Source organism: Clostridium tyrobutyricum (genome assembly GCF_019144085.1).
GTDB lineage: Bacteria > Bacillota > Clostridia > Clostridiales > Clostridiaceae > Clostridium_B > Clostridium_B tyrobutyricum_A.
The window spans coordinates 35,682-60,339 of record NZ_JAHHUY010000011.1; the positions used below are offsets into that span (position 1 = coordinate 35,682).

Sequence of the window (24,658 nt, forward strand, 5' to 3'; positions counted from 1 at the left end):
GTTTTGCCCTCCTTCCAAAGATTAGAATGTTTCTCCGCACTTTTTACATACTCTTACTTTTGTTCCATCATCCAATATTTTATGGCTTATTCTTGTAACACTTTTACATTTATTGCAATAAAGCATCACTTTAGAACTATATATTGGCGCTTCCTTATGGATTATGCCACTTTCTACATTGGCTTTATTTTGTTTTTGATGTTTTGTAACTATATTTACATCTTTTACAATAATTTTACCAGCCTTTGGATTTACCTGTAATACTTCTCCAACTTTTCCTTTGTCTTTTCCTGATATCACCATAACTGTATCTTTTTTTCTTACATGCACTTTTGCCACTATAGACACCTCCTTATCTTATAGAACTTCAGGTGCTAATGATAATATTTTTGTAAAATCCTTATCTCTTAGCTCTCTTGCAACTGGTCCGAAGATACGAGTTCCTCTTGGTTGCTTATCATCTTTTATTAAAACTGCAGCATTTTCATCAAATTTTATGTATGATCCATCTGTTCTTCTTAAACCTCTTACAGATCTTACTATAACTGCTCTTACAACTTCTCCTTTTTTAACAACTCCGCCTGGTGTTGCACTTTTAACGCTCGCAACTATTATATCTCCGATGTTTCCCCACTTTCTTTTGGAACCACCTAATACTCTAATACACATAATTTCTTTAGCGCCAGAATTATCTGCAACTTTCAACAATGTCTGTTGCTGAATCATTGAAATACCCTCCTTTCAACTTACCTATTTAGCTTTTTCAACTATTTTAACAAGTCTCCATCTCTTATCCTTAGATAAAGGCCTAGTTTCCATTATCAATACTCTATCATTAACATTTGCTTCATTACTTTCATCATGAGCTTTGAATCTAGTAGTTCTGTTAATTATTTTTCCATATAGTGGATGTCGAACTTTTGTTTCTACAGATACTACTATTGTCTTATCCATTTTATCAGAAACAACTTTACCTATTGTTGTCTTTCTATTTCCTCTTTCCACATGACAACCTCCCTTCAATCTACTGTTCTAATGCCCTTAGTTCATTTTCTCTAAGGATAGTCTTGACTTGTGCTATAGATCTTTTTACTTCTTTTATCCTCATTGGGTTTTCTAGCTGACCTACAGCCAATTGGAATCTCAAATTAAATAATTCAGATTTGAAATCAACTAATTTAGCCTGTAAATCTTGAGGGCTATTCTGTCTCAATTCTTGCAATTCTTTAGCCTTCATTCCTTTCACCACCCACTTCTTCAAAATCTTTTCTAGTTACAAATTTAGTTTTTATAGGTAATTTATAGGCTGCAAGTCTCATAGCTTCTCTAGCTATTTCTTCACTGACACCTGACAACTCAAATAATACTCTATCTGGTTTAACAACTGCTACCCAATATTCTGGTGAACCTTTACCAGAACCCATACGAGTTTCTGCTGGTTTTTCAGTAATTGGTTTATCAGGGAAAATTTTTATCCAGAGTTTTCCACCCCTTTTGATATACCTATTTATAGCTATTCTTGCTGCTTCTATTTGATTACTTGTAATCCAGCCACACTCAATAGCCTGTATAGCATAATCTCCATATGCTATGAAATTACCTCTTGTAGCTCTACCTTTCATTCTACCACGTTGTACTTTACGATGTTTAACTCTTTTAGGCATTAACATATCGTATTCCTCCTTCCCTATGCATTAACTTCTTTTTTACTCTCAGCATTTTTCTTAGTTGGAAGTACTTCTCCTCTATAAGTCCAAACTTTTACTCCGATTTTTCCATAAGTAGTATTTGCTTCTGCAAATCCATAATCTATATCAGCTCTTAAAGTCTGAAGAGGTATCGTTCCTTCATGATAAGATTCAGCTCTTGCTATTTCTGCACCGCCAAGTCTTCCCGAGCAAGTAGTTTTAACTCCCTTAATTCCAGATCTCATTGCTCTTTGTATTGTTTGTTTCATAGCTCTTCTAAATGAAATTCTCTTTTCAAGTTGAACTGCTATATTTTCAGCCATTAATTGTGCATCTGCTTCTGCTGACTTTACTTCAACTATGTTAATCAATATAGTTTTTCCTTTAATTATCTTCTGTAACTCAGCTTTGAGTGCTTCTATTCCTTGGCCGCCTTTTCCTATTACCATTCCAGGCTTAGCTGTGAATATATTCAATTTAATTCTCTTAGCAGCTCTTTCTATCTGAATTTTTGAAACTCCTGCTATTTTAGTTCTTTCTTTTACAAAAGTTCTTATAACATTATCTTCAACTAAATTATCTGCAAAATTTTTCTTGCCAGCATACCATTTAGCATCCCATTCTTTAATTACACCGACTCTAAAGCCGTGTGGATGTATCTTCTGTCCCATATATTTCCCTCCTTTTACTATTCTTTTTCTTTAACTACCAAAGTTATATGGCTGCTTCTCTTTTTTATGCCAAAGGCTCTTCCTTGAGCATGTGGTTGAAATCTTTTTAATGTTGGACCTTGACATGAATATGTCTCCGAAATATATAAATTATTAGCATCTAAATCCAAATTATTTTCGGCATTAGCTACTGCTGATTTAAGCAATTTGCTAACTACTACAGCTGCATCTTTTGGAGTGTATTTTAAAATAGCAAATGCTTCATTTACAGCTTTACCTCTTATTAAATTAAGAACTATCTCAACTTTTGTCGAAGACATTCTTACATATTTAACTATAGCCTTAGCTTTCATCTTTTCTACCTCCTTTCAAACTACTAGTTTGCTTTAACCGGACTTGCAACAGTAGTTGTCTTTTCAGTTTTTATAACGTGCCCTCTATAAGTTCTAGTTAATGCAAATTCTCCAAGTTTATGACCTACCATATCTTCAGATATATATACTGGAACATGTTTTCTTCCATCATGAATTGCTATAGTATGACCTATCATCTGTGGAAATATAGTTGAACTTCTTGACCATGTCTTTATAACTTTTTTTTCACCTTTTTTATTCATCTCATTTATTCTCTTTAATAATACTTCTTGAACATAAGGTCCTTTTTTAACTGATCTACTCAATTTTTAGCCTCCCTTCATATAATTACATAAAAATAGTTTAAGGAAGAGAATATATATTCTCTTCAAACTATTTACTATTTCTATTTTTAACTATAAGCTTATCTGAATACTTTTTATTTTTTCTAGTCTTATATCCTAAAGCCGGTTTACCCCAAGGAGTAAGTGGTCCTGGATGGCCTACTGGTGATTTACCTTCACCACCACCATGTGGATGGTCATTAGGATTCATTACTGATCCTCTTACTGTTGGTCTTACTCCTAAATGTCTTTTTCTTCCTGCTTTTCCTAAATTAACTATTTCATGTGTTAAATTTGAAACTGTTCCTATTGTCGCTCTACATTCAATTCTAACATATCTCATTTCACTACTTGGTAATCTAAGGGTTGCATAGTTTCCTTCTTTAGCCATAAGTTGAGCTGATGCTCCAGCTGACCTTACAAGTTGAGCTCCTCTTCCCTTTTGAAGTTCTATGTTATGAATCATTGTACCAACAGGTATATTTAAAAGTGGAAGACAATTTCCAACCTTAATATCTGAATTTGGTCCTGAGACTATAATGTCTCCAACTTTTAATCCCACTGGAGCTATTATGTATCTTTTTTCTCCATCTACATAATTTACAAGTGCAATATATGCTGATCTATTTGGATCATATTCTATAGTTGCAACTTTTGCTGGTATTTCATCCTTGTCTCTTTTGAAATCAATTATTCTATATTTTCTTTTTGCTCCTCCACCAATATGGCGAACTGTTATTCTACCGTTTGAGTTTCTTCCACCACTTTTCTTCAAATCTTTAAGAAGTGACTTTTCTGGTACACTTGTAGTTAATTCTTCAAATGTACTTACAGTCATATTTCTTCTTGAAGGTGTGGTTGGTTTAAATCCTTTAACTGGCATTACGGTATTCCCTCCTTCTTTGCGCTTATCTGGTTATCTAATAAAACCAATACCTGCTTTATATATTATTGCATGCCATCAAAAAATTCTATAGTTTTGCTGTCTTCTGAAAGTTTAACTATAGCTTTTTTATAATCCGGTCTTTTTCCTACATGCACACCAACTCTTTTAGTTTTTCCTATATATTTTGCTGTTTTTATATCTTCTACAGTTACATCGAATATATCTTCCACAGCCTTTTTTATCATTGGTTTTGTAGCACGTATATCAACTATAAAGGTGTATTTTTTATCAGTCATGCAAGCCATTGTTTTTTCAGTTACAATTGGTCTTCTTATGATATCATAATCAGTGTACTTCATTATGCATACACCTCCTCAATTTTTGATACAGCATCCTTTGTTATTATAAGTTTGTCAAATTTCAATAAATCATATACATTTATATTATTTACTGGTAATGTTCTAACTCCACTTATATTTCTTGCTGATCTATATACATTTTGATCAGACTCTGCTGTAATTATTAATGTTTTCTTTGCTTCAAAAGCATTTAATACGTTCACCATATCTTTTGTTTTTGGAGCATCAATTTTTAAATCATCTAAAACTACTATCTGTTCTTCCTTAACTTTACTAGTAAGAGCAGATTTCATAGCTACTCTTTTCAAGGACTTAGGAACTGATATCCTATAACTTCTAGGCTTAACTGCAAAAACTATACCACCATGAATCCACTGTGGAGCTCTTATGGAACCCTGTCTTGCTCTGCCTGTTCCTTTTTGTCTCCAAGGCTTAATTCCGCCTCCAGAAACTTCAGATCTTGTTTTTGCTGATTGAGTTCCTTGTCGCTTGTTTGAAAGTAATGCAACAACTACTTGATGAAGTGCATATTCGTTGATTTCAACTCCAAATACTTTGTCAGATAATTCTAAATCTCCAACTTTCTTTCCTTCTTTATTAAATAATCCTACTGTAGGCATTCTGTATCCTCCTTTCTATTAAGACTAAGCTTTTATAGTGCTTTTTATAGCTACAAATCCTTTGTTAGGTCCTGGTACTCCACCTTTTATTAAAATAAGGTTTTTTTCAGGAATCACCTTAGCAATTTGTAAATTTATCACTGTTGAATTTACATTACCCATATGTCCTGGCATTTTCATATTTTTAAATGTTCTTGATGGGTCTGATGCAGCACCCATTGAACCAACTGCTCTATGAAACTTAGAACCATGAGACATAGGTCCTCTTTGAGCATTCCATCTTTTTATTGTTCCTTGGAATCCCTTACCTTTTGACACTCCCGATATATCTACTTTATCACCTTTTTCAAAAACATCAGCTTTTATTTCTTGACCAACTTTATAGGAAGCGATGTCTTCAAGTTTAAATTCCTTTACAAATCTCTTTAAAGCTACATTTGACTTCTGAAAATGTCCTTTAAGTGGCTTATTTACAAGTTTTTCTCTTATATCGTCAAAGCCTATTTGTATTGCCTCATATCCATTTTTTTCCATGGTTTTTTTCTGTATTATCACACATGGACCTGCTTCAATAACAGTAACAGGTACCACCTTTTTATTTTCATCAAATATCTGAGTCATACCAAGTTTTCTACCTAGTATTGCCTTCTTCATTCGATACACCTCCTCAACATATTAGCGGATCACATAATGCAATCATAATAGTTCGTAATAGTTTTACTCTCTATTACAATTATAATTTAATTTCAATATCAACACCAGCTGGTAGATCCAATCTCATTAGAGCATCTACAGTTTTAGGTGATGGACTTATAATATCGATAAGTCTTTTATGTGTTCTTATTTCAAATTGTTCTCTTGAATCTTTATATTTATGTGGAGCTCTAAGTACTGTAACAATGTCCTTCTCTGTTGGCAATGGTACTGGACCTGCTACTTTAGCTCCAGTAGATTTAGCTGTTTCCACAATTCTTTCTGAAGATTGATCTAATATGTTATGATCAAAAGCTTTTAATCTTATTCTTATTTTTTGTTTTGCCATTTACTTTCCCTCCTTTTCATGCACGCTTTGCTTCTTACGTACAACAGTAGATATATTCTATAAACTGTTCCTGGCGTTTCATTATGCAACCAAGGAATGCTTCATAGAACCACTGTCACCTGGTTCAAAGACCTAGATTAGTTCAGTCAAGAATTACCCGGAAGCCCGGCAACCTCTTGCATCATCACTGTTATAATAATACAACTTCTTAATTATACTATATATTTTTTTAATTTACAAGTAAAAAATAAAATTACTTTTTATATAAATATGTAATATAATTTTATAAAAATAAGTTATAAAGATAATCAAAAGCGTCCTTTCTTTTATCTTTATAACTTATTTAAAAAAGTCCTATCCTATTAATAAAAGTGATATGCTTTTTAATTTTTTCAAACAAATTATTTAACAATAGAAGTAACTACTCCTGAGCCAACAGTTCTTCCGCCTTCTCTTATTGCAAATCTTAATCCTTCATGCATTGCTACTGGTGTTATTAATTCTACGTTCATATCTATATGATCTCCTGGCATTACCATTTCTGTTCCTTCTGGCAGTGCTATTGATCCTGTTACATCTGTTGTTCTGAAATAAAACTGTGGTCTGTATCCATTGAAAAATGGTGTATGTCTTCCGCCTTCTTCTTTCTTAAGCACATATACCTGACCTACAAACTTCTTATGTGGATGTACTGTTCCTGGTTGTGCTAGTACCTGGCCTCTTTCTATTTCTTCTCTCTGTATTCCTCTTAACAATGCTCCAATATTATCTCCTGCCATTGCCTGATCAAGAAGCTTTCTGAACATTTCTACTCCTGTACATACTGTCTTCTTATTCTCTTCGCTCAATCCTACTATTTCTAATTCGTCTCCTACTTTCAGTACTCCTGTTTCTACTCTTCCTGTTGCAACTGTTCCTCTTCCTGTTATTGTGAATATATCTTCTACTGGCATCAAAAATGGTTTATCTACTGGTCTTTCTGGTGTTGGTATATATTCATCTACTGCATCCATTAATTCGTGTATGCATTTTGTTGCTTCTGGATCATCTGGATTTTCTACTGCTTTTAATGCACTTCCTACTATTATTGGAATGTCATCTCCTGGAAATCCATACTCATTCAACAACTCTCTTACTTCCATTTCTACTAATTCAATTAATTCTGGATCATCTACCTGATCTGACTTGTTTAAGAATACTACTATATACTGTACTCCTACTCTGCTTGCTAGCAATATATGTTCTCTTGTCTGTGGCATTGGACCATCGGCTGCACTTACTACTAGTATTGCTCCATCCATCTGTGCTGCTCCTGTTATCATGTTCTTTACATAATCTGCATGTCCTGGACAATCTACATGAGCATAATGTCTCTTGTCTGTCTCATACTCTACGTGAGCTGTATTTATTGTTATTCCTCTTTCTTTCTCCTCTGGTGCTTTATCTATTTCATCATATCTTGTTGCTGATGCTTTTCCCTCTTTTGCTAACACCATTGTTATTGCTGCCGTTAATGTTGTCTTACCGTGATCTACGTGTCCTATTGTTCCTATATTTACATGTGGTTTTGTTCTCTCAAATTTCTCTTTTGACATTTCTTTCTTCCTCCTTAAATTCACATTATATAATTAAGCGTTTCTTTCGCCTGTAATTTTTTCTTGAATACTTTTTGGAACATCCTCGTAATGATCAAATGTCATAGTATAAACTCCTCTACCCTGTGTTCTTGATCTAAGCACAGTCGCATATCCAAACATCTCAGAAAGCGGAACAAATGATCTTATAATCTGAGCTCCAGATCTTTGATTCATTCCTTCAATTCTTCCTCTTCTTGAATTTATATCTCCAATTACATCTCCCATATATTCTTCTGGTACTGTAACTTCAACTTTCATAGTTGGCTCAAGTAAAACTGGATCTGCTTTATTCATGGCATTCTTGAACGCCATGGATCCTGCAACTTTAAATGCCATTTCAGATGAATCTACATCATGGTATGATCCATCATACACCTTAACTTTAAAGTTTATAACAGGATATCCTGCAACTACTCCACTTTCTGAAGCTTCTTGTATTCCAGCATCTATTGGTCCAATATATTCTTTAGGAATTGATCCACCTACTATGGCATTCTCAAATACATATCCCTCTTCTGAAGGTGACATTTCTATTAAACAGTGACCATATTGTCCATGTCCACCAGATTGTCTAATGAACTTACCTTCTGCTTTAACAGTCTTTCTGATAGTTTCCTTATATGCAACTTGTGGTTTACCAACGTTGCATTCTACTTTAAATTCTCTTTGAAGTCTATCTACAATTATCTCTAAATGAAGTTCACCCATACCTGATATGATAGTCTGACCCGTCTCATGATTAGTATAAGTCTTAAAAGTAGGATCTTCCTCCGCCAATTTTGCAAGAGCTATTCCCATTTTCTCTTGAGCAGCTTTTGTCTTAGGTTCTATAGCTACATCTATAACTGGATCAGGGAATTCCATACTTTCAAGTACTATTGGATTATCTGCATCGCAAATTGTATTACCAGTACCAGTTTCCTTCAGTCCTACAATAGCACCTAAATCTCCTGCACAAAGTTCTTCAACTTCCTGTCTGTGATTTGAATGCATTTTTACAAGTCTTGCTATTCTTTCTTTTTTACCCTTTGTAGAGTTATATACATAAGTACCACTCTTCATTATTCCTGAATAAACTCTTGTAAATGCAAGTTTTCCTACAAATGGATCTGTTGCAATTTTAAATGCCAATGCAGACAATGGTTCTTTATCATCAGCTTTTCTTAAAATTTCTTCACCTGTTTCAGGGTTGGTTCCCTTTACTGGTGGTATATCAAGAGGTGATGGCATAAAATCAACTACTGCATCTATCATTGGTTGTACGCCCTTATTTTTGTAAGATGATCCGCACAAAACTGGTACTATTTCATTTGCAATAACACCTTTTCTAAGAGTAGCAACTATTTCTTCTTGAGTCAACTCTCCACCATCTAAATATTTTTCCATAATATCTTCATCTAATTCTGCTATTGCTTCTATCAAAGCTGTCCTGTATTCGCTAGCTTTGTCTTTTAATTCATCAGGTATTTCAACTTCGTCCATAACAGTTCCTAAATCATCTTCATATATTATAGCTTCATTTTTAATAAGATCTACTATGCCTTTAAATTCCCCTTCTGAACCTATCGGAAGTTGAATAGGTACAGCATTACAATGAAGTCTTTCTCTCAAAGTATTTATGCACATATAAAAATCTGCTCCAACGGAATCCATTTTATTTACATAAACCATTCTTGGTACTTCATAGTTGTCTGCTTGCCTCCACACGGTTTCTGTTTGTGGTTCAACACCACTTTTAGCATCTAATACAGTAACTGTACCATCTAAAACTCTTAATGATCTCTCAACCTCTACGGTAAAATCCACGTGTCCTGGCGTATCTATTATATTTATTGCATAACCTTTCCATTGGCAAAAAGTTGCAGCTGAAGTTATTGTTATTCCTCTTTCCTGCTCTTGTGCCATCCAATCCATTGTTGCTTCACCCTCGTGTACTTCTCCGATTTTATGTGTTTTTCCTGTGTAGAAAAGTATACGTTCTGTAGTAGTTGTTTTACCAGCATCTATATGTGCCATTATTCCTATATTACGAAATTTATCTAGCGGATATTGTCTTCCCAAAATACATTCCCTCCTTACAAATCTAAAATTCAATTTGACAAAACTGTTTTAGCAAAGCTACCAAAACAGTTTTGAATACTAGTATCTATAATGTGCAAAAGCTTTATTAGCCTCAGCCATTTTATGAGTTTCTTCTCTCTTCTTAACAGCTGCACCTGTATTATTAGCTGCATCCATTAATTCTGAAGCAAGTCTTTCTCTCATATATTTTTCATTTCTTTTTACTGATGCAATAAGTAACCATCTAATTCCTAAAGTCTGTCGTCTTTCAGGTCTAACTTCTATTGGCACTTGATAAGTTGCTCCACCAATTCTTCTAGCTTTTACTTCCAATAATGGCATTATGTTATTCATTGCTTCTTCAAAAACTTCCATTGAATCCTTGTTTGTCTTTTCTTGAATTATTTTGAAAGCATCATAACATATTTTCTGAGCTACACCTTTTTTTCCATCTTCCATTATGTTGTTTATTAACTTTGTAACAACTTTACTATTGTATACTGGATCTGGAAGTACATCTCTTTTTGATATATGTCCTTTTCTTGCCACTTTTCTTCCCTCCTTAACAATTTAAATTTAAGTTCATAGGTACTCGGCTATATAAAAATAACCGCAAAGCGCTTTGTACTCTTATAAAATAATTTACCTAATTTTTATAATCTATATAAATGCTGAATACATCGCACTAAATTCACTTTAATTTCCAAAACTATTTTTGCTTTGGTTTCTTGGCACCATATTTTGATCTTGATTGTAATCTATCAGCAACTCCAGCTGAATCTAAAGCTCCTCTTACTATATGATATCTTACACCTGGAAGATCTTTTACTCTTCCACCTCTTATAAGAACAACACTATGTTCTTGAAGATTATGTCCTATACCTGGTATGTAAGAAGTTACTTCATATCCATTTACTAATCTAACCCTAGCAATTTTTCTAAGTGCAGAGTTTGGTTTTTTAGGTGTAGTTGTTTTAACTACTGTACAAACTCCTCTTTTCTGTGGGCTTTCCTTTAATGCTGGTGATTGTGATTTTACACTTGATGTTTTTCTTCCTTTTCTTACTAACTGACTAATTGTTGGCATTTTTATTACACCTCCTTCTTTTTCTATAGCTAATTATTAGCTATTGTTTAGTTACTCTTTATGTTAAATATCTTAAAAGCTAATTTAAAACTCACTTAAGTAAAGCTGCTGTAGCTGCTCCTACATCTATTCCACATAACTTACCTAGTTCTTTCATAGTGTCTATATATACAACTTCTAAGGAATTATCTTTAATCAATACTTCTACAGAATGTACCAGAGAAGGATCGGAATCTTTAGCAATGTACACAATTTTTGCACTGTCGTTTTTAATTGCTTTAATGGTTTGTTTTATGCCGATAACTTTCTTTCCTCTAAGTCTGTAAATCATAAACCTATATCCTCCCTTACAGTGTTGTAGAGACAAAGATTTTAGACTTTGCCTCTTCAAAAACACATAGTTGTATTGTATCATCTTAGCATTATCATGTCAATAAATTATGTTTATTGTATAGTCTCTTCTGCTTTAGTTTCCTGCTTCTCAACAGACTCATTTTCAGGCTTTATTTTTATAGATCTATAACGCATCATACCTGTTCCTGCTGGTATAAGCTTACCAACAATTACATTTTCCTTCAAACCAAGTAATGGATCAACTTTTCCCTTTATGGCAGCATCTGTCAATACTCTTGTTGTCTCTTGGAATGAAGCAGCAGATAAGAATGAATCAGTAGCAAGCGCTGCCTTTGTTATACCCAAAAGAGCTACTCTCCCTTGAGCTGGCTTTCCTCCATTGTCCACAGCCATTCGATTTTGTTCTTCAAAATCAAATATATCTATCATAGTTCCTGGCAATAATTCAGCATCTCCAGAGTCCTCTATCTTAATCTTCCTAGTCATTTGTCTTATAACAACTTCCAAGTGCTTATCATTTATATCAACACCTTGTAATCTATAAACTTTTTGCACCTCAGAAAGGAGATAATTTTTAACTCCTTGAACACCCTTTATTCTCAATATATCATGAGGATTTACAGAACCCTCTGTTATCTCATCACCAGCACTTATTGAATCACCATCTGATACTTTAATTCTTGAACCAAATGGTATATCATAGCTAACATCTTCTCCACTATCTGAAATTATAGATAAACTTCTCTTCTTTTTAGTTTTTTCCATTTTAACAGTACCGGATATTTCACTTATTATAGCAAGGCCTTTTGGCTTTCTTGCCTCAAATAACTCCTCAACTCTTGGAAGTCCTTGAGTTATATCTGATCCAGCAACTCCACCTGTATGGAAAGTTCTCATTGTAAGTTGAGTACCAGGCTCACCTATACTTTGAGCAGCTATTATACCAACAGCTTCTCCAATATCTATTTTCTTAGCAGTTGCCATATTCATTCCATAGCATTTAGCACATACTCCATGTTTTGATTTGCAAGTAAAAACTGATCTTATTTTTACTTTTTTAACACCTAAGTCTTCTATGTGATTTGCTATTTTTTCATCCATATAACTATCTTTAGCTAATATAATTTCTCCTGTATTAGGATCTTTAATATCTTCAGATGAATATCTTCCTGTTAACCTCTCAGATAAACTTTCTATAACTTCATTTCCCTCTTTTATTTCAGAAACTTCATAACCTTCGTCTGTTCCACAATCTTCTTCTCTTACTATAACCTCTTGGCTTACATCTACAAGTCTTCTTGTAAGATATCCAGAGTCCGCAGTTTTAAGTGCTGTATCAGCATTACCTTTTCTTGCTCCATGAGTTGATATAAAATACTCAAGTACATCCAATCCTTCTCTAAAAGATGCTCTTATTGGAAGTTCTATAATTTTTCCAGATGGATTTGCCATTAATCCTCTCATACCAGCAAGTTGTTTAATCTGACTTTTAGAACCTCTGGCTCCAGAATCAGCCATCATAAATATTGGATTGAATTTATCCAAATTGTTCATAAGCTCATCTGCTATATTTTCAGTAGTTTGAGTCCACTTTTCTATAACTCTTTGATATCTTTCATCCTCTGATATAAATCCTCTTCTATACATTTTTTCAATTTTGTCTACAGCTGCATCTGATTCAGCAAGAAGTGTCTTTTTAGCTTTTGGCACAACCATGTCGGATGTAGAAACTGTTATTCCACTTAAAGTTGAATAATGATATCCTCTTGCTTTTATTTTGTCAAGCATTATTGAAGTTTTAGTAGCTCCATGCTTGATATAACACTTATTTATTATTTTACCTAAATTTTTCTTGGCAACCAGAAATTCAATTTCCAATTTAAATTCATTTCCAAGTATGCTTCTATCTATAAAGCCTAGATCTTGAGGTATAGATTCGTTGAATATAAGCTTTCCTGGAGTTGTTTCAATTATGCCACTAATAGTCTTGCCATCTTTAATTTTAGTAATTCTAACTTTTATCTTGGCATGTATCCCTATTTGTTTAAGCTGATATGCCATTATAACTTCATCAGGATCAGAAAACATCCTTCCTTCTCCTTTGACTCCATCTTCTTCTATAGTTAGATAATAAGATCCAAGTACCATATCCTGTGTAGGAACAACTACTGGTTTACCATCTGATGGCTTTAATATATTGTGAGCCGCAAGCATTAAAAATCTAGCTTCAGATTGAGCTTCAACTGAAAGAGGTACATGGACTGCCATTTGATCACCATCAAAATCTGCATTATACGCCGTGCATGCTAATGGATGTAGTTTTATAGCCTTACCTCCAACAAGTACAGGTTGAAATGCCTGTATGCCTAATCTATGAAGCGTAGGTGCACGATTCAATAGTACTGGATGATCTGCTATTACCTCTTCTAATACATCCCATACTTGAGTTTGAATTCTTTCTACCATTCTTTTAGCGCTTTTAATATTATGTGCCAATCCACTTTCCACTAACTTTTTCATTACAAATGGTTTGAAAAGTTCCAAAGCCATTTCTTTAGGAAGTCCGCACTGGTACATTTTTAGTTCTGGTCCAACAACTATTACTGAACGGCCTGAATAGTCAACACGTTTTCCTAATAAATTCTGTCTAAATCTACCCTGTTTTCCCTTTAACATATCAGATAATGATTTTAGCGGTCTATTTCCGGGTCCAGTTACTGGTCTACCTCGTCTTCCATTATCTATAAGGGCATCAACAGCTTCCTGAAGCATCCTTTTTTCATTTCTAACTATTATGTCAGGTGCTCCTAGATCAAGAAGTTTCTTAAGTCTATTATTTCTATTTATAACTCTTCTATATAAATCATTTAAATCTGAAGTAGCAAATCTTCCTCCATCTAGTTGAACCATAGGTCTTAAGTCAGGTGGTATTACAGGTATTACATCTATTATCATCCAATCAGGCCTATTTCCTGATTTCTTGAAGGATTCAGCTACCTCTAATCTTCTTACTATTCTTACCTTTTTTTGTCCTGAACTAGTTTTAAGATCTTCTTTTAATTCTTTTGATAGTTGCTCCAAATCTATTTCTTCTAATAATTTTTTTACTGATTCAGCTCCCATTCCTGCTGAAAAAGCTTCTTCTCCATACTTATCTATAGCTTCTCTATATTCCTTTTCATTTAAAAGCTGTTTCTTTAGTAAAGGTGTCTCTTTTGGATTCAAAACAACATATGATGCAAAGTAAAGTACCTTTTCAAGAGCTCTTGGAGACATATCCAATATAAGCCCCATTCTAGATGGTATACCTTTAAAGTACCATATATGTGATACTGCCGCTGCAAGTTCAATATGGCCCATTCTTTCACGTCTTACCTTCGCTTTGGTTACTTCAACACCACATCTATCGCAAACTATGCCTTTATATCTTATTCTTTTATACTTTCCACAATGGCATTCCCAGTCTTTTGTTGGTCCAAATATTCTTTCACAAAATAAACCGTCTCTTTCAGGTTTTAATGTTCTATAATTTATTGTTTCAGGTTTTTTTACTTCGCCTCTTGACCATTCTCTTATCTTTTCTGGAGAAGCCAAACCTATTTGCAATGCATCAAAATTATTTAACTCAAACAAGGGTACATCCTTCCTTCCTAATGTTCATCGCTGAAATCATCTATGTCTAAATCAGCCTGTAAATCATCCAAAGTTAAATTGCCATCAGAATCTTCATTTTCTTCGCCATTATTTTCATTATTGTCCTTATTGCTGTCCGAATGTTTAGTTAAATATTCTTCTTTATTATTTTGAATTTGTGCAGATGTGTCTTCATTTCCCTCTATATTAACGCCTAAATCTTCCACATCATCATCCATTGATTCTCTAAGTTTTATTTCTTCATTTTTATCATTCAATACTTTTACATCTAAGCAAAGTGCTTGAAGTTCTTTTATAAGAACTTTAAAAGATTCAGGCATACCAGGTTCAGGTATATTTTCACCTTTTACAATAGCTTCATAAGTTTTTACTCTTCCTACAACATCATCTGATTTAACAGTCATTACTTCTTGTAAAGTATGTGCTGCTCCATAAGCATATAATGCCCATACTTCCATCTCTCCGAATCTTTGACCACCAAATTGTGCTTTACCTCCAAGAGGTTGCTGAGTTACAAGTGAATATGGCCCTGTTGATCTAGCATGTATTTTATCATCAACTAAATGTGCTAGTTTTAATATATACATATAACCTACAGTTACAAGATTATCAAATGGTTCTCCTGTTCTTCCATCATACAGTACAGTTTTTCCATGACTTTTATAGCCTGCTTTTTCAAGACATCCTAAAATGTCTTCCTCTCTAGCTCCATCAAATACTGGTGTTGCCACATGCCATCCTAATTTACTAGCAGCCCATCCTAAATGAACCTCAAGTACCTGACCTATATTCATACGAGAAGGTACTCCAAGTGGATTTAAACATATTTGCAGCGGTCTGCCATCAGGTAAAAACGGCATATCTTCTTCAGGAAGTACTCTTGAAATAACACCCTTGTTACCATGTCTTCCTGACATTTTATCTCCTACAGATATCTTTCTCTTCTGAGCTATATAACATCTTACTAATTTATTTACACCTGGTGGAAGTTCATCTCCATTTTCCCTAGTAAATACCCTTACATCAACGATTATTCCATATTCACCATGAGGGACTCTAAGCGAAGTATCTCTTACTTCTCTAGCTTTCTCTCCAAATATGGCTCTTAAAAGCCTTTCCTCTGCTGTAAGTTCAGTTTCACCCTTGGGAGTTACTTTTCCCACTAATATATCACCCGATCTTACTTCTGCACCTATTCTTATTATTCCTCGTTCATCTATGTCCTTAAGTGCATCTTCTCCTACATTTGGTATATCTCTAGTAATCTCTTCAGGTCCAAGCTTTGTATCTCTAGCTTCTGATTCATATTCCTCAATATGGATTGATGTAAACACATCTTCTCTTACAAGTTCTTCGGATATAAGCATGGCATCTTCATAATTATATCCTTCCCAAGTAGTAAATCCCATTCTTATATTTTTACCTAATGCTATTTCTCCTAAATCCGTAGAAGGCCCATCTGCAATAACAGATCTTTCTAAAACTTTTTCGCCCTTTTCTACTATAGGTCTTTGATTTATACACGTACCTTGGTTGGATCTCTTAAATTTAGTTAACATGTAAGTATCTATTCCACCATCTGAATCTCTCTTAATTCTAATTTCATTAGCACTTACATATACAACAGTACCTGCATTTCTAGCCTTTGGTAAAACCCCTGAATCTACGGCAGCTTTATATTCTATTCCTGTACCTACAATAGGAGCTTGTGGTTTCAAAAGTGGAACTGCCTGTCTTTGCATATTTGATCCCATGAGTGCACGACTGGCATCATCATTTTCAAGGAAAGGTATCATTGCAGTTGCAACTGATACTATCTGCCTTGCCGAAATATCTATAAAATCAACATCTTCAGAAGGTACAACAATAACTTCACCTTTATCTCTAACAGTAACTTTGCTGTCTATAAACCTACCTTCCTCATCCAGTGGTTCATTAGCTTGACCTATGAGATATTCATCTTCCTCATCTGCAGTCATATACACAATTTCATCAGTAACTTTTTCCTTGGATTTATCTACTTTTCTATAAGGTGCCTCAATAAATCCATACTCATTAACTTTTGCATAACTTGCAAGTGAATTAATAAGTCCTATGTTTGGTCCTTCTGGTGTCTCTATAGGGCACATTCTACCATAATGGGAATTATGAACATCCCTAACTTCAAATCCAGCTCTCTCCCTTGAAAGTCCTCCAGGTCCAAGAGCAGATAATCTTCTCTTATGTGTAAGTTCTGAAAGAGGATTCGTCTGATCCATGAATTGTGAAAGTTGTGAACTTCCAAAGAATTCTTTTATTGATGCTGCTACTGGTCTTATATTTATAAGAGCTTGAGGAGTTATAACTTCCTGATCTTGTATAGTCATTCTCTCCTTAACTACTCTCTCCATTCTAGACAAACCTATCCTGAATTGATTCTGTAATAATTCTCCTACAGATCTAAGCCTTCTATTTCCAAGATGATCTATGTCATCTTTATGACCTACATTATATGATAAACCAAGTTCATAACTTATAGTAGCAAATATGTCATCTTTCAATATATGTTTTGGAATCAGTTCATGCATATGTTTTCTTATTTCATCTTTAATACTCTCTTCATCACTGTAATTATCCAATATTTCTTTTAGAACAGGATAATAAACATTCTCTTTTATGTGCAAATCATCTATATTAAAGTCAACAAAATTATGTATATTAACAAAATTGTTGCCTATAACTCTTAAAACTGTATCTTCTAGTTGAATGTCTACTATATTTATTCCACTTTGCTGTATTTCTACCGCGTTTTTCCTATCTATTCGTTCACCTTTTTGGACTAATATTTCTCCTGTTACTGGGTTTACTACATCACTTGCTGCTATTTGATTAACAATTCTAAGATATATTGCTAGCTTTTTATTAAATTTATATCTTCCAACTCTTGAAAGGTCATATCTCTTTGCATCAAAAAACAGTGAATCAATAAGCGACTGTGCACTGTCTACAGTAGGTGGTTCTCCTGGTCTCAACCTCTTATATATTTCAAGTAAAGCTTCTTCTTTAGTTTTAGTATTATCTTTCTCAATAGTAGCTTTAAGTCTTTCATCTTCTCCAAAAAACTCCGTAACTTCAGCATCTGTACCATAACCCATTGCTCTAGCTAAAATAGTTATAGGAAGTTTTCTAGTTTTATCTATTCTTACATATATTATGTCATTGGAATCTGTTTCATACTCTAACCATGCCCCCCTATTAGGAATAACAGTAGAAGAAAACAACTTCTTACCTGTTTTATCAAGTGACATGTCATAATATACTCCTGGTGATCTTACAAGCTGACTTACTATAACTCTTTCCGCTCCATTAATTATAAAAGTTCCCTGCTCTGTCATAAGAGGAAAATCTCCCATGAAAACTTCTTGCTCTTTAACTTCTCCAGTTTCTTTATTTAATAGTCTAACTTTAACTTTCAGTGGTGCTGCATAAGTAGCATCTCTTTCTTTACATTCTTCAACAGAATATTTAATACTATCCATATCTAATTTATAACCTACAAATTCTAAGTTAAGATTTGCAGTATAATCTTGGATAGGATTGATATCATCAAATACTTCTTGAAGACCCTCTTTTAAAAACCAATTATAGGAATCTAATTGTACCTCAATTAAGTTAGGCATATTACCTATTTCTTTAAGTCTAGAAAAGCTCATTCTAGTTCTTTTACCAACCTGGACAGGATGTACCATTGATTTTCACCCCTTGTATAAACTAAAAATAACCAAAAACATATATAATGTTAATGGATTCATTACATTACCATCAAATTAGTATAACCTATTTTTTATTATTCATTCAAAATTCTATTAAATATAACTTTTTTATATTAATTACTAAACTAATCAATGCAATTTACTATGCTATCATAATATTATTGATTTGTCAATATTTTTTTAAATTATAAATATACTATTACTGCTAAAGCTTTTAAATTAAAAGAGGCACTTTATTATTTAAAGTGCCTCTCCCATATAAATTATAATTACCTTTTATAATTATTTAATTACTACTTTAATTCTAAAGTAGCTCCAACTTCTTCAAATTTAGCTTTAAGAGCTTCTGCGTCATCTTTTGAAACAGCTTCTTTTAATGTCTTAGGAGCTCCATCAACTAATGCCTTAGCATCTTTTAATCCTAAGCCAGTTGCTTCTCTAACTGCCTTTATAACTTTTATTTTCTGTGATCCTGTATCTTTTAAGATTACATCAAATTCAGTCTTTTCTTCTGTTGCTGCTCCAGCTCCCTGTGCACCTGCGCCTGCTACTGCTACTGGAGCAGCACTTACGCCAAATTCCTCTTCACATGCTTTTACTAATTCATTTAATTCCAAAACGCTCATATCTTTTACAGCTTGAATAATTTCTTCTTTATTCATTAATATACACCTCCGAATTTTCTTTCCTCAAAAATTAAGCTTCCTGTGATTCTTCTTTTTTTCTTGATATTGCATCTAATACATAAACAAAGTTTGATACTGGAGCCTGGAGACTTCCAAGCAATTTTCCAATAAGAACTTCTTTTGGTGGTATTGTAGCAAGTTGTTTAATCTTATCAACATCAAACAATTCTCCGTCTACAATTCCACCCTGTAACTCTAGTACTTTATGATCCTTTGCGTAGTTGTTAAGTATTCTTGCTGGGGCAGTTGGATCATCATATCCGAATGCAATTGAAATAGGTCCTTTGAGAATTTTTTCTGCATCATCAAATCCTAGTTCTTTTGCAGCTAATCTAGATAATGTATTCTTATAAATCTTGTATTCCACACCTGCTTCTCTCAAATTTTTTCTAAGTTCCGTATCTTCCTCAACTGTCAATCCTTGATATTTAGAAAAAATAATTCCTTGAGATTTTTGCATTTTTCCCTTGATTTCTTCAACATCTGCCTTTTTCTCATCTATGCTTTTTGACATGGTGTATACACCTCCTTACAGCTAAACTGCATTTATATATCTTTTAATATATCTTCCAGTTTAATGTTATATGATATTAAACTGACTCATATAAAAATTAAAGGTCTCCTCATAGACAAAGAGAGACCAATTACTTTCTTATATTGGAATCCTCGGTAGGTTAGTTCAACTGTTATGCTTTTGCACCTACTGTCTATGGAATATTTTACTTATTTATATGTTTTAATTTAATCGATGCTAATCTAAAACCTTACCCGAATTTATTTTAATTCCAGGTCCCATAGTACTTGATATTACTACGGATTTTAAATACTGACCTTTTGATGCTGATGGCTTTGCCTTTACAATAGCATCTAAAAGAGCATGAAAATTGCTCAATAATTTTTCTGATTCAAAAGATTTCTTTCCTATTGGTACATGAATTATAGAAGTTTTATCAACTCTATACTCAACTTTACCTGCTTTTATTTCTTTTATAGCCTTTTCAACATCAAAAGTTACTGTACCAGACTTCGGATTTGGCATTAATCCCTTAGGTCCTAAAATTCTACCTAGTCTACCAACAACACCCATCATATCTGGGGTGGCAACTACTACGTCAAAATCAAACCAATTTTCTTTTTGAATCTTTTCAACATATTCTTCTGATCCAGCAAAATCTGCTCCTGCATTTTTTGCTTCATCAACTTTGACACCTTTAGCAAATACTAAAACTCTTACTTTTTTACCAGTTCCGTTTGGAAGAACTACTGCTCCTCTAACCTGCTGATCTGCATGTCTTGGATCAACTCCAAGTTTTATTGAAAGTTCTATGGTTTCATCAAATTTAGCCTTTGCTGTTTTTAAAACAATATCTATTGCTTCTTTAGGTGAATACATTGTATCCTTGTCGATAAGTTTTAAACTTTCAACATAATTTTTTCCCATTTAAATATCCTCCTCTGTGGTAATTACGGCTATGCCTCCCACTTTTTTGGTTCATTAATCTTCTACAGTTATTCCCATACTTCTTGCAGTTCCTGCTATCATTTTCATAGCAGTTTCAACAGATGCAGCGTTTAAATCTGGCATTTTTGTTTCTGCTATTTCTTTTACTTGAGCTTTAGTAACCTTAGCAACTTTAGTCTTGTTTGGTACACCAGATCCACTTTTAATTCCTGCTGCTTTCTTAAGTAATACTGCTGCTGGTGGAGTCTTTAGTATGAAACTAAAAGATCTATCCTGATATACAGTAATTACTACTGGAATTACCAGTCCTGCTTGTTTGTTAGTTTTTGCATTAAATTCTTTACAGAATCCCATAATATTTACACCGTGTTGTCCAAGTGCTGGTCCAACTGGTGGTGCTGGGCTTGCTTTTCCTGCGGGAAGTTGAAGTTTAATCATTCCAACTACTTTCTTAGCCATAAATACACCTCCTATATGTGGTATTAGACTTTTGTCTTTCCACTCAATTATGACTTTCTAAATTTTAATTAATCTAATTTTTCTATTTGATTAAAATCAAGTTCAACAGGAGTTTCCCTGCCAAACATGTTAACTAATGCTTTAATTTTCTTTCTTTCAGTATTAATTTCTTGAATAACAGCTGAAAAATTTTCAAGAGGTCCAGATTTAACTTTTACATTTTCTCCTACTGATATATCTATGTTTACAGGTTTTTCACTTATACCCATAGTTTTAACTTCTTCATCTGTAAGTGGAACGGGCTTAGATCCAGGCCCAACGAAACCTGTAACTCCTCTAGTATTTCTAACCACATACCAAGAATCATCACTCATCATCATGTGTATTAAAACATATCCTGGGAAAACTTTTTTAAGGGTCACCTTTTTTTTACCATCTTTAATTTCAACCTGTTCTTCCATAGGAACTTGAACATCATCTATCCATTCATAGAGGTTTCTATTTTCTATGGTTTTTTCAAGGTTAGCTTTAACCTTATTCTCATAACCAGAATATGTATGAACTACATACCATCTAGCTTTATCTGCCATAATCTGAAGGACGAAATTAACTTTCGACCCTTACCTCCCTCTTTTTATTATTTCAACATATTTTGAACTATGAAATTAAAACCAAAGTCCAATAATCCAACAATAACAACATACACAATACAAAATCCAATAACTGATATAGAAGCTTTCTTTATATCCTTTTTAGATGCCCAGGTTATTCTCTTGAATTCGCCGACTAAATCTTTAAAAAAGTTGAAAAATCCAGTATCTGACATTGAACTTCTGTTTGATTTTCTAGTATCATTGCTTGAAGCCATGATATTCACATCCTTGAACTATATTATTACCTATATTATATTATTTTGTTTCCTTATGAAGTGTATGTTTATGACAAAATGGACAATATTTCTTCATTTCCAGTCTATCTGCATTATTTTTTTTATTTTTTACTGTGGTATAATTTCTCTGCTTACATTCTGTACATGCTAGTGTTACCTTTACTCTCACTATTATCACACCTCCTGATATAGCTAATGCAAGTGAATATTCAATCCACTATTACAAAATTTTACTAACAAAATTCTCATTATATTATTATTGATATTTTAAACATAAATTATGTAATCAAACTCTATTAAACTTAAGTATTACCAATATACTTTATCACAGGTTAGTTTTTATGTCAATGTATATTAAATTACTCAAATTTAAAATTTTGAGAAGAACTAAATTTAAAATTTAGTTCTTCTGTTATAAAAACAAATTATTTAACAATAGAAGTAACTACTCCTGAGCCAACAGTTCTTCCGCCTTCTCTTATTGCAAATCTTAATCCTTCATGCATTGCTACTGGTGTTATTAATTCTACGTTCATATCTATATGATCTCCTGGCATTACCATTTCTGTTCCTTCTGGCAGTGCTATTGATCCTGTTACATCTGTTGTTCTGAAATAAAACTGTGGTCTGTATCCATTGAAAAATGGTGTATGTCTTCCGCCTTCTTCTTTCTTAAGCACATATACCTGACCTACAAACTTCTTATGTGGATGTACTGTTCCTGGTTGTGCTAGTACCTGGCCTCTTTCTATTTCTTCTCTCTGTATTCCTCTTAACAATGCTCCAATATTATCTCCTGCCATTGCCTGATCAAGAAGCTTTCTGAACATTTCTACTCCTGTACATACTGTCTTCTTATTCTCTTCGCTCAATCCTACTATTTCTAATTCGTCTCCTACTTTCAGTACTCCTGTTTCTACTCTTCCTGTTGCAACTGTTCCTCTTCCTGTTATTGTGAATATATCTTCTACTGGCATCAAAAATGGTTTATCTACTGGTCTTTCTGGTGTTGGTATATATTCATCTACTGCATCCATTAATTCGTGTATGCATTTTGTTGCTTCTGGATCATCTGGATTTTCTACTGCTTTTAATGCACTTCCTACTATTATTGGAATGTCATCTCCTGGAAATCCATACTCATTCAACAACTCTCTTACTTCCATTTCTACTAATTCAATTAATTCTGGATCATCTACCTGATCTGACTTGTTTAAGAATACTACTATATACTGTACTCCTACTCTGCTTGCTAGCAATATATGTTCTCTTGTCTGTGGCATTGGACCATCGGCTGCACTTACTACTAGTATTGCTCCATCCATCTGTGCTGCTCCTGTTATCATGTTCTTTACATAATCTGCATGTCCTGGACAATCTACATGAGCATAATGTCTCTTGTCTGTCTCATACTCTACGTGAGCTGTATTTATTGTTATTCCTCTTTCTTTCTCCTCTGGTGCTTTATCTATTTCATCATATCTTGTTGCTGATGCTTTTCCCTCTTTTGCTAACACCATTGTTATTGCTGCCGTTAATGTTGTCTTACCGTGATCTACGTGTCCTATTGTTCCTATATTTACATGTGGTTTTGTTCTCTCAAATTTCTCTTTTGACATTTCTTTCTTCCTCCTTAAATTCACATTATATAATTAAGTAAACTCATCCTGGTGTGTTGTATTTTACATATCCATTCTATGGAGCCCATGACCAGGATTGAACTGGTGACCTCCACCTTACCAAGGTGACGCTCTGCCAACTGAGCTACATGGGCAATCTAATTGGAGCGGGAGACGGGAATTGAACCCGCGACAACCAGCTTGGGAAGCTGGTGTTCTACCGCTGAACTACTCCCGCTAATAGCTAGCCTAACTAATATCAAAAGTTGTATACCGATTATCAATTTTAATACATCTATAATTCTTTGTCAATATAAATTTTATTTATTGCTTAAACATTTTTCTAATTTTCTTTTAACCCTTTGAAGTGCATTATCTATAGATTTAGCATGTCTATCTAAATCGCAGGCTATTTCTTGATATGACTTTCCATCTAAATATGACATGAGAACTTCCATCTCTAAATTAGAAAGTACTTCCCCTATTTCATTCTGTATATGGTTTAATTCTTCTCTACTTATTATGAGTTCCTCAGGATCTGCTACTTTTGCTTCAGATAAAACATCAAGTAGCGTTCTATCAGATTCCTCATCATATATAGGTTTGTTTAACGAAACATATGTATTCAGTGGAATATGCTTCTGTCTTGTAGCTGTCTTTATAGCTGTTATTATCTGTCTTGTTACACATAATTCAGCAAAGGCTTTAAAAGATGACAACTTATCTGCCCTAAAATCTCTTATAGCTTTATATAATCCAATCATGCCTTCTTGATATATATCCTCTTTGTCTGCACCGATTAAGAAATATGATTTTGCCTTTGATTTAACAAAGTTTTCATATTTATTAATTAAATATTCTTGAGCTCTTCTATTTCCTTCTTTAGCTTGAATCACAACTTCTTCATCATGCATTTCTCTAAAGGAGGAAATTTCTTTACTAATATAACCCCTATTTTCCAACGTATCCCCTCCAAAACAAATATAAACCATATACATTAATTATACATTAGAAACAAATTTGTAGTCAACACAT

Annotated in this window: 29 protein-coding genes, 2 tRNA genes and 1 other annotated feature; all 31 genes read right to left on the reverse strand. The window is 33.6% G+C overall.

Features of this window, described 5'->3' with window-relative positions; all coding sequences use genetic code 11:
• Positions 1-21: 21 nt before the first annotated feature.
• The 31 genes from rplX to sigH all read right to left on the reverse strand — a co-directional run bounded on the left by rplX (position 22) and on the right by sigH (position 24,615).
• Positions 22-339 (reverse strand): 50S ribosomal protein L24, encoded by a 318-nt coding sequence (gene rplX / locus KM800_RS06840; protein WP_217812425.1) that lies wholly within the window; start codon positions 337-339, stop codon positions 22-24.
• A gap of 18 nt (positions 340-357) precedes the next feature.
• Positions 358-726 (reverse strand): 50S ribosomal protein L14, encoded by a 369-nt coding sequence (gene rplN, locus KM800_RS06845; protein WP_217812426.1) that lies wholly within the window; start codon positions 724-726, stop codon positions 358-360.
• A gap of 24 nt (positions 727-750) precedes the next feature.
• A complete protein-coding gene (rpsQ, locus tag KM800_RS06850; RefSeq protein WP_217812427.1) occupies positions 751-1,005 on the reverse strand; it encodes a 30S ribosomal protein S17 in 255 nt (84 codons plus the stop codon).
• Between the two features lie 19 nt (positions 1,006-1,024).
• A complete protein-coding gene (gene rpmC / locus KM800_RS06855; RefSeq protein WP_217812428.1) occupies positions 1,025-1,237 on the reverse strand; it encodes a 50S ribosomal protein L29 in 213 nt (70 codons plus the stop codon).
• Positions 1,227-1,670: a 50S ribosomal protein L16 gene (gene rplP / locus KM800_RS06860; RefSeq protein ID WP_217812429.1), complete on the reverse strand. Its 444-nt coding sequence runs from the start codon at positions 1,668-1,670 to the stop codon at positions 1,227-1,229. The genes rpmC and rplP overlap by 11 nt, the downstream gene beginning before the upstream one ends.
• 17 nt (positions 1,671-1,687) lie before the next feature.
• On the reverse strand, positions 1,688-2,359 hold the full coding sequence (rpsC, locus tag KM800_RS06865) for a 30S ribosomal protein S3 (protein ID WP_217812430.1): 672 nt from the start codon (positions 2,357-2,359) through the stop codon (positions 1,688-1,690).
• Positions 2,360-2,376: 17 nt separating this feature from the next.
• Positions 2,377-2,712, reverse strand: coding sequence for a 50S ribosomal protein L22 (rplV, locus tag KM800_RS06870; RefSeq protein WP_217812431.1), 336 nt, complete (start codon positions 2,710-2,712; stop codon positions 2,377-2,379).
• Between the two features lie 23 nt (positions 2,713-2,735).
• A complete protein-coding gene (rpsS, locus tag KM800_RS06875) occupies positions 2,736-3,038 on the reverse strand; it encodes a 30S ribosomal protein S19 (RefSeq protein WP_217812432.1) in 303 nt (100 codons plus the stop codon).
• 67 nt (positions 3,039-3,105) lie between these two features.
• The gene (gene rplB, locus KM800_RS06880; protein ID WP_217812433.1) at positions 3,106-3,939 is read right to left on the reverse strand and encodes a 50S ribosomal protein L2; all 834 of its coding nucleotides are present in this window, start codon (positions 3,937-3,939) and stop codon (positions 3,106-3,108) included.
• A gap of 65 nt (positions 3,940-4,004) precedes the next feature.
• Positions 4,005-4,301 (reverse strand): 50S ribosomal protein L23, encoded by a 297-nt coding sequence (rplW, locus tag KM800_RS06885; RefSeq protein WP_017752979.1) that lies wholly within the window; start codon positions 4,299-4,301, stop codon positions 4,005-4,007.
• Entirely contained in the window at positions 4,301-4,921 is a 621-nt protein-coding gene (gene rplD, locus KM800_RS06890; protein WP_217812434.1) for a 50S ribosomal protein L4, read from the reverse strand. Before rplD ends, rplW begins: the two co-directional genes overlap by 1 nt.
• A gap of 24 nt (positions 4,922-4,945) precedes the next feature.
• On the reverse strand, positions 4,946-5,575 hold the full coding sequence (gene rplC / locus KM800_RS06895) for a 50S ribosomal protein L3 (protein WP_217812435.1): 630 nt from the start codon (positions 5,573-5,575) through the stop codon (positions 4,946-4,948).
• Positions 5,576-5,654: 79 nt separating this feature from the next.
• Entirely contained in the window at positions 5,655-5,963 is a 309-nt protein-coding gene (gene rpsJ / locus KM800_RS06900) for a 30S ribosomal protein S10 (protein WP_217812436.1), read from the reverse strand.
• Positions 5,964-6,364: 401 nt separating this feature from the next.
• Positions 6,365-7,558, reverse strand: a complete 1,194-nt coding sequence (tuf, locus tag KM800_RS06905; protein WP_217812437.1) for an elongation factor Tu — start codon at positions 7,556-7,558, stop codon at positions 6,365-6,367.
• 33 nt (positions 7,559-7,591) lie between these two features.
• Positions 7,592-9,661: an elongation factor G gene (gene fusA, locus KM800_RS06910; RefSeq protein ID WP_217812438.1), complete on the reverse strand. Its 2,070-nt coding sequence runs from the start codon at positions 9,659-9,661 to the stop codon at positions 7,592-7,594.
• A gap of 78 nt (positions 9,662-9,739) precedes the next feature.
• The gene (gene rpsG / locus KM800_RS06915; protein WP_217812439.1) at positions 9,740-10,210 is read right to left on the reverse strand and encodes a 30S ribosomal protein S7; all 471 of its coding nucleotides are present in this window, start codon (positions 10,208-10,210) and stop codon (positions 9,740-9,742) included.
• 160 nt (positions 10,211-10,370) lie between these two features.
• Entirely contained in the window at positions 10,371-10,748 is a 378-nt protein-coding gene (gene rpsL, locus KM800_RS06920) for a 30S ribosomal protein S12 (RefSeq protein WP_017752386.1), read from the reverse strand.
• Positions 10,749-10,839: 91 nt separating this feature from the next.
• Positions 10,840-11,079: a ribosomal L7Ae/L30e/S12e/Gadd45 family protein gene (locus KM800_RS06925; protein WP_217812440.1), complete on the reverse strand. Its 240-nt coding sequence runs from the start codon at positions 11,077-11,079 to the stop codon at positions 10,840-10,842.
• A 113-nt stretch (positions 11,080-11,192) separates the two neighbouring features.
• Positions 11,193-14,735, reverse strand: coding sequence for a DNA-directed RNA polymerase subunit beta' (gene rpoC, locus KM800_RS06930; RefSeq protein ID WP_217812441.1), 3,543 nt, complete (start codon positions 14,733-14,735; stop codon positions 11,193-11,195).
• Between the two features lie 17 nt (positions 14,736-14,752).
• Positions 14,753-18,484, reverse strand: a complete 3,732-nt coding sequence (gene rpoB / locus KM800_RS06935; RefSeq protein ID WP_217812442.1) for a DNA-directed RNA polymerase subunit beta — start codon at positions 18,482-18,484, stop codon at positions 14,753-14,755.
• A 317-nt stretch (positions 18,485-18,801) separates the two neighbouring features.
• On the reverse strand, positions 18,802-19,170 hold the full coding sequence (gene rplL / locus KM800_RS06940) for a 50S ribosomal protein L7/L12 (RefSeq protein ID WP_217812443.1): 369 nt from the start codon (positions 19,168-19,170) through the stop codon (positions 18,802-18,804).
• Between the two features lie 34 nt (positions 19,171-19,204).
• The gene (rplJ, locus tag KM800_RS06945) at positions 19,205-19,708 is read right to left on the reverse strand and encodes a 50S ribosomal protein L10 (RefSeq protein ID WP_217812444.1); all 504 of its coding nucleotides are present in this window, start codon (positions 19,706-19,708) and stop codon (positions 19,205-19,207) included.
• Between the two features lie 87 nt (positions 19,709-19,795).
• Positions 19,796-19,925: a sequence feature (ribosomal protein L10 leader region), on the reverse strand.
• A 20-nt stretch (positions 19,926-19,945) separates the two neighbouring features.
• Positions 19,946-20,635: a 50S ribosomal protein L1 gene (rplA, locus tag KM800_RS06950; protein WP_217812445.1), complete on the reverse strand. Its 690-nt coding sequence runs from the start codon at positions 20,633-20,635 to the stop codon at positions 19,946-19,948.
• Positions 20,636-20,689: 54 nt separating this feature from the next.
• A complete protein-coding gene (rplK, locus tag KM800_RS06955; protein ID WP_217812446.1) occupies positions 20,690-21,115 on the reverse strand; it encodes a 50S ribosomal protein L11 in 426 nt (141 codons plus the stop codon).
• Positions 21,116-21,183: 68 nt separating this feature from the next.
• Complete coding sequence (gene nusG, locus KM800_RS06960) at positions 21,184-21,705, reverse strand: transcription termination/antitermination protein NusG (protein ID WP_017752378.1); 522 nt, start codon at positions 21,703-21,705, stop codon at positions 21,184-21,186.
• A 47-nt stretch (positions 21,706-21,752) separates the two neighbouring features.
• Positions 21,753-21,983: a preprotein translocase subunit SecE gene (secE, locus tag KM800_RS06965; RefSeq protein WP_217812447.1), complete on the reverse strand. Its 231-nt coding sequence runs from the start codon at positions 21,981-21,983 to the stop codon at positions 21,753-21,755.
• A 40-nt stretch (positions 21,984-22,023) separates the two neighbouring features.
• A complete protein-coding gene (rpmG, locus tag KM800_RS06970) occupies positions 22,024-22,173 on the reverse strand; it encodes a 50S ribosomal protein L33 (RefSeq protein WP_017752376.1) in 150 nt (49 codons plus the stop codon).
• A gap of 256 nt (positions 22,174-22,429) precedes the next feature.
• Positions 22,430-23,623: an elongation factor Tu gene (tuf, locus tag KM800_RS06975; RefSeq protein ID WP_217812437.1), complete on the reverse strand. Its 1,194-nt coding sequence runs from the start codon at positions 23,621-23,623 to the stop codon at positions 22,430-22,432.
• Positions 23,624-23,702: 79 nt separating this feature from the next.
• Positions 23,703-23,778, reverse strand: a tRNA-Thr gene (locus tag KM800_RS06980).
• Positions 23,779-23,786: 8 nt separating this feature from the next.
• Positions 23,787-23,861, reverse strand: a tRNA-Gly gene (locus tag KM800_RS06985).
• Between the two features lie 82 nt (positions 23,862-23,943).
• Entirely contained in the window at positions 23,944-24,615 is a 672-nt protein-coding gene (gene sigH / locus KM800_RS06990) for an RNA polymerase sporulation sigma factor SigH (protein WP_419195459.1), read from the reverse strand.
• Positions 24,616-24,658: the final 43 nt, after the last annotated feature.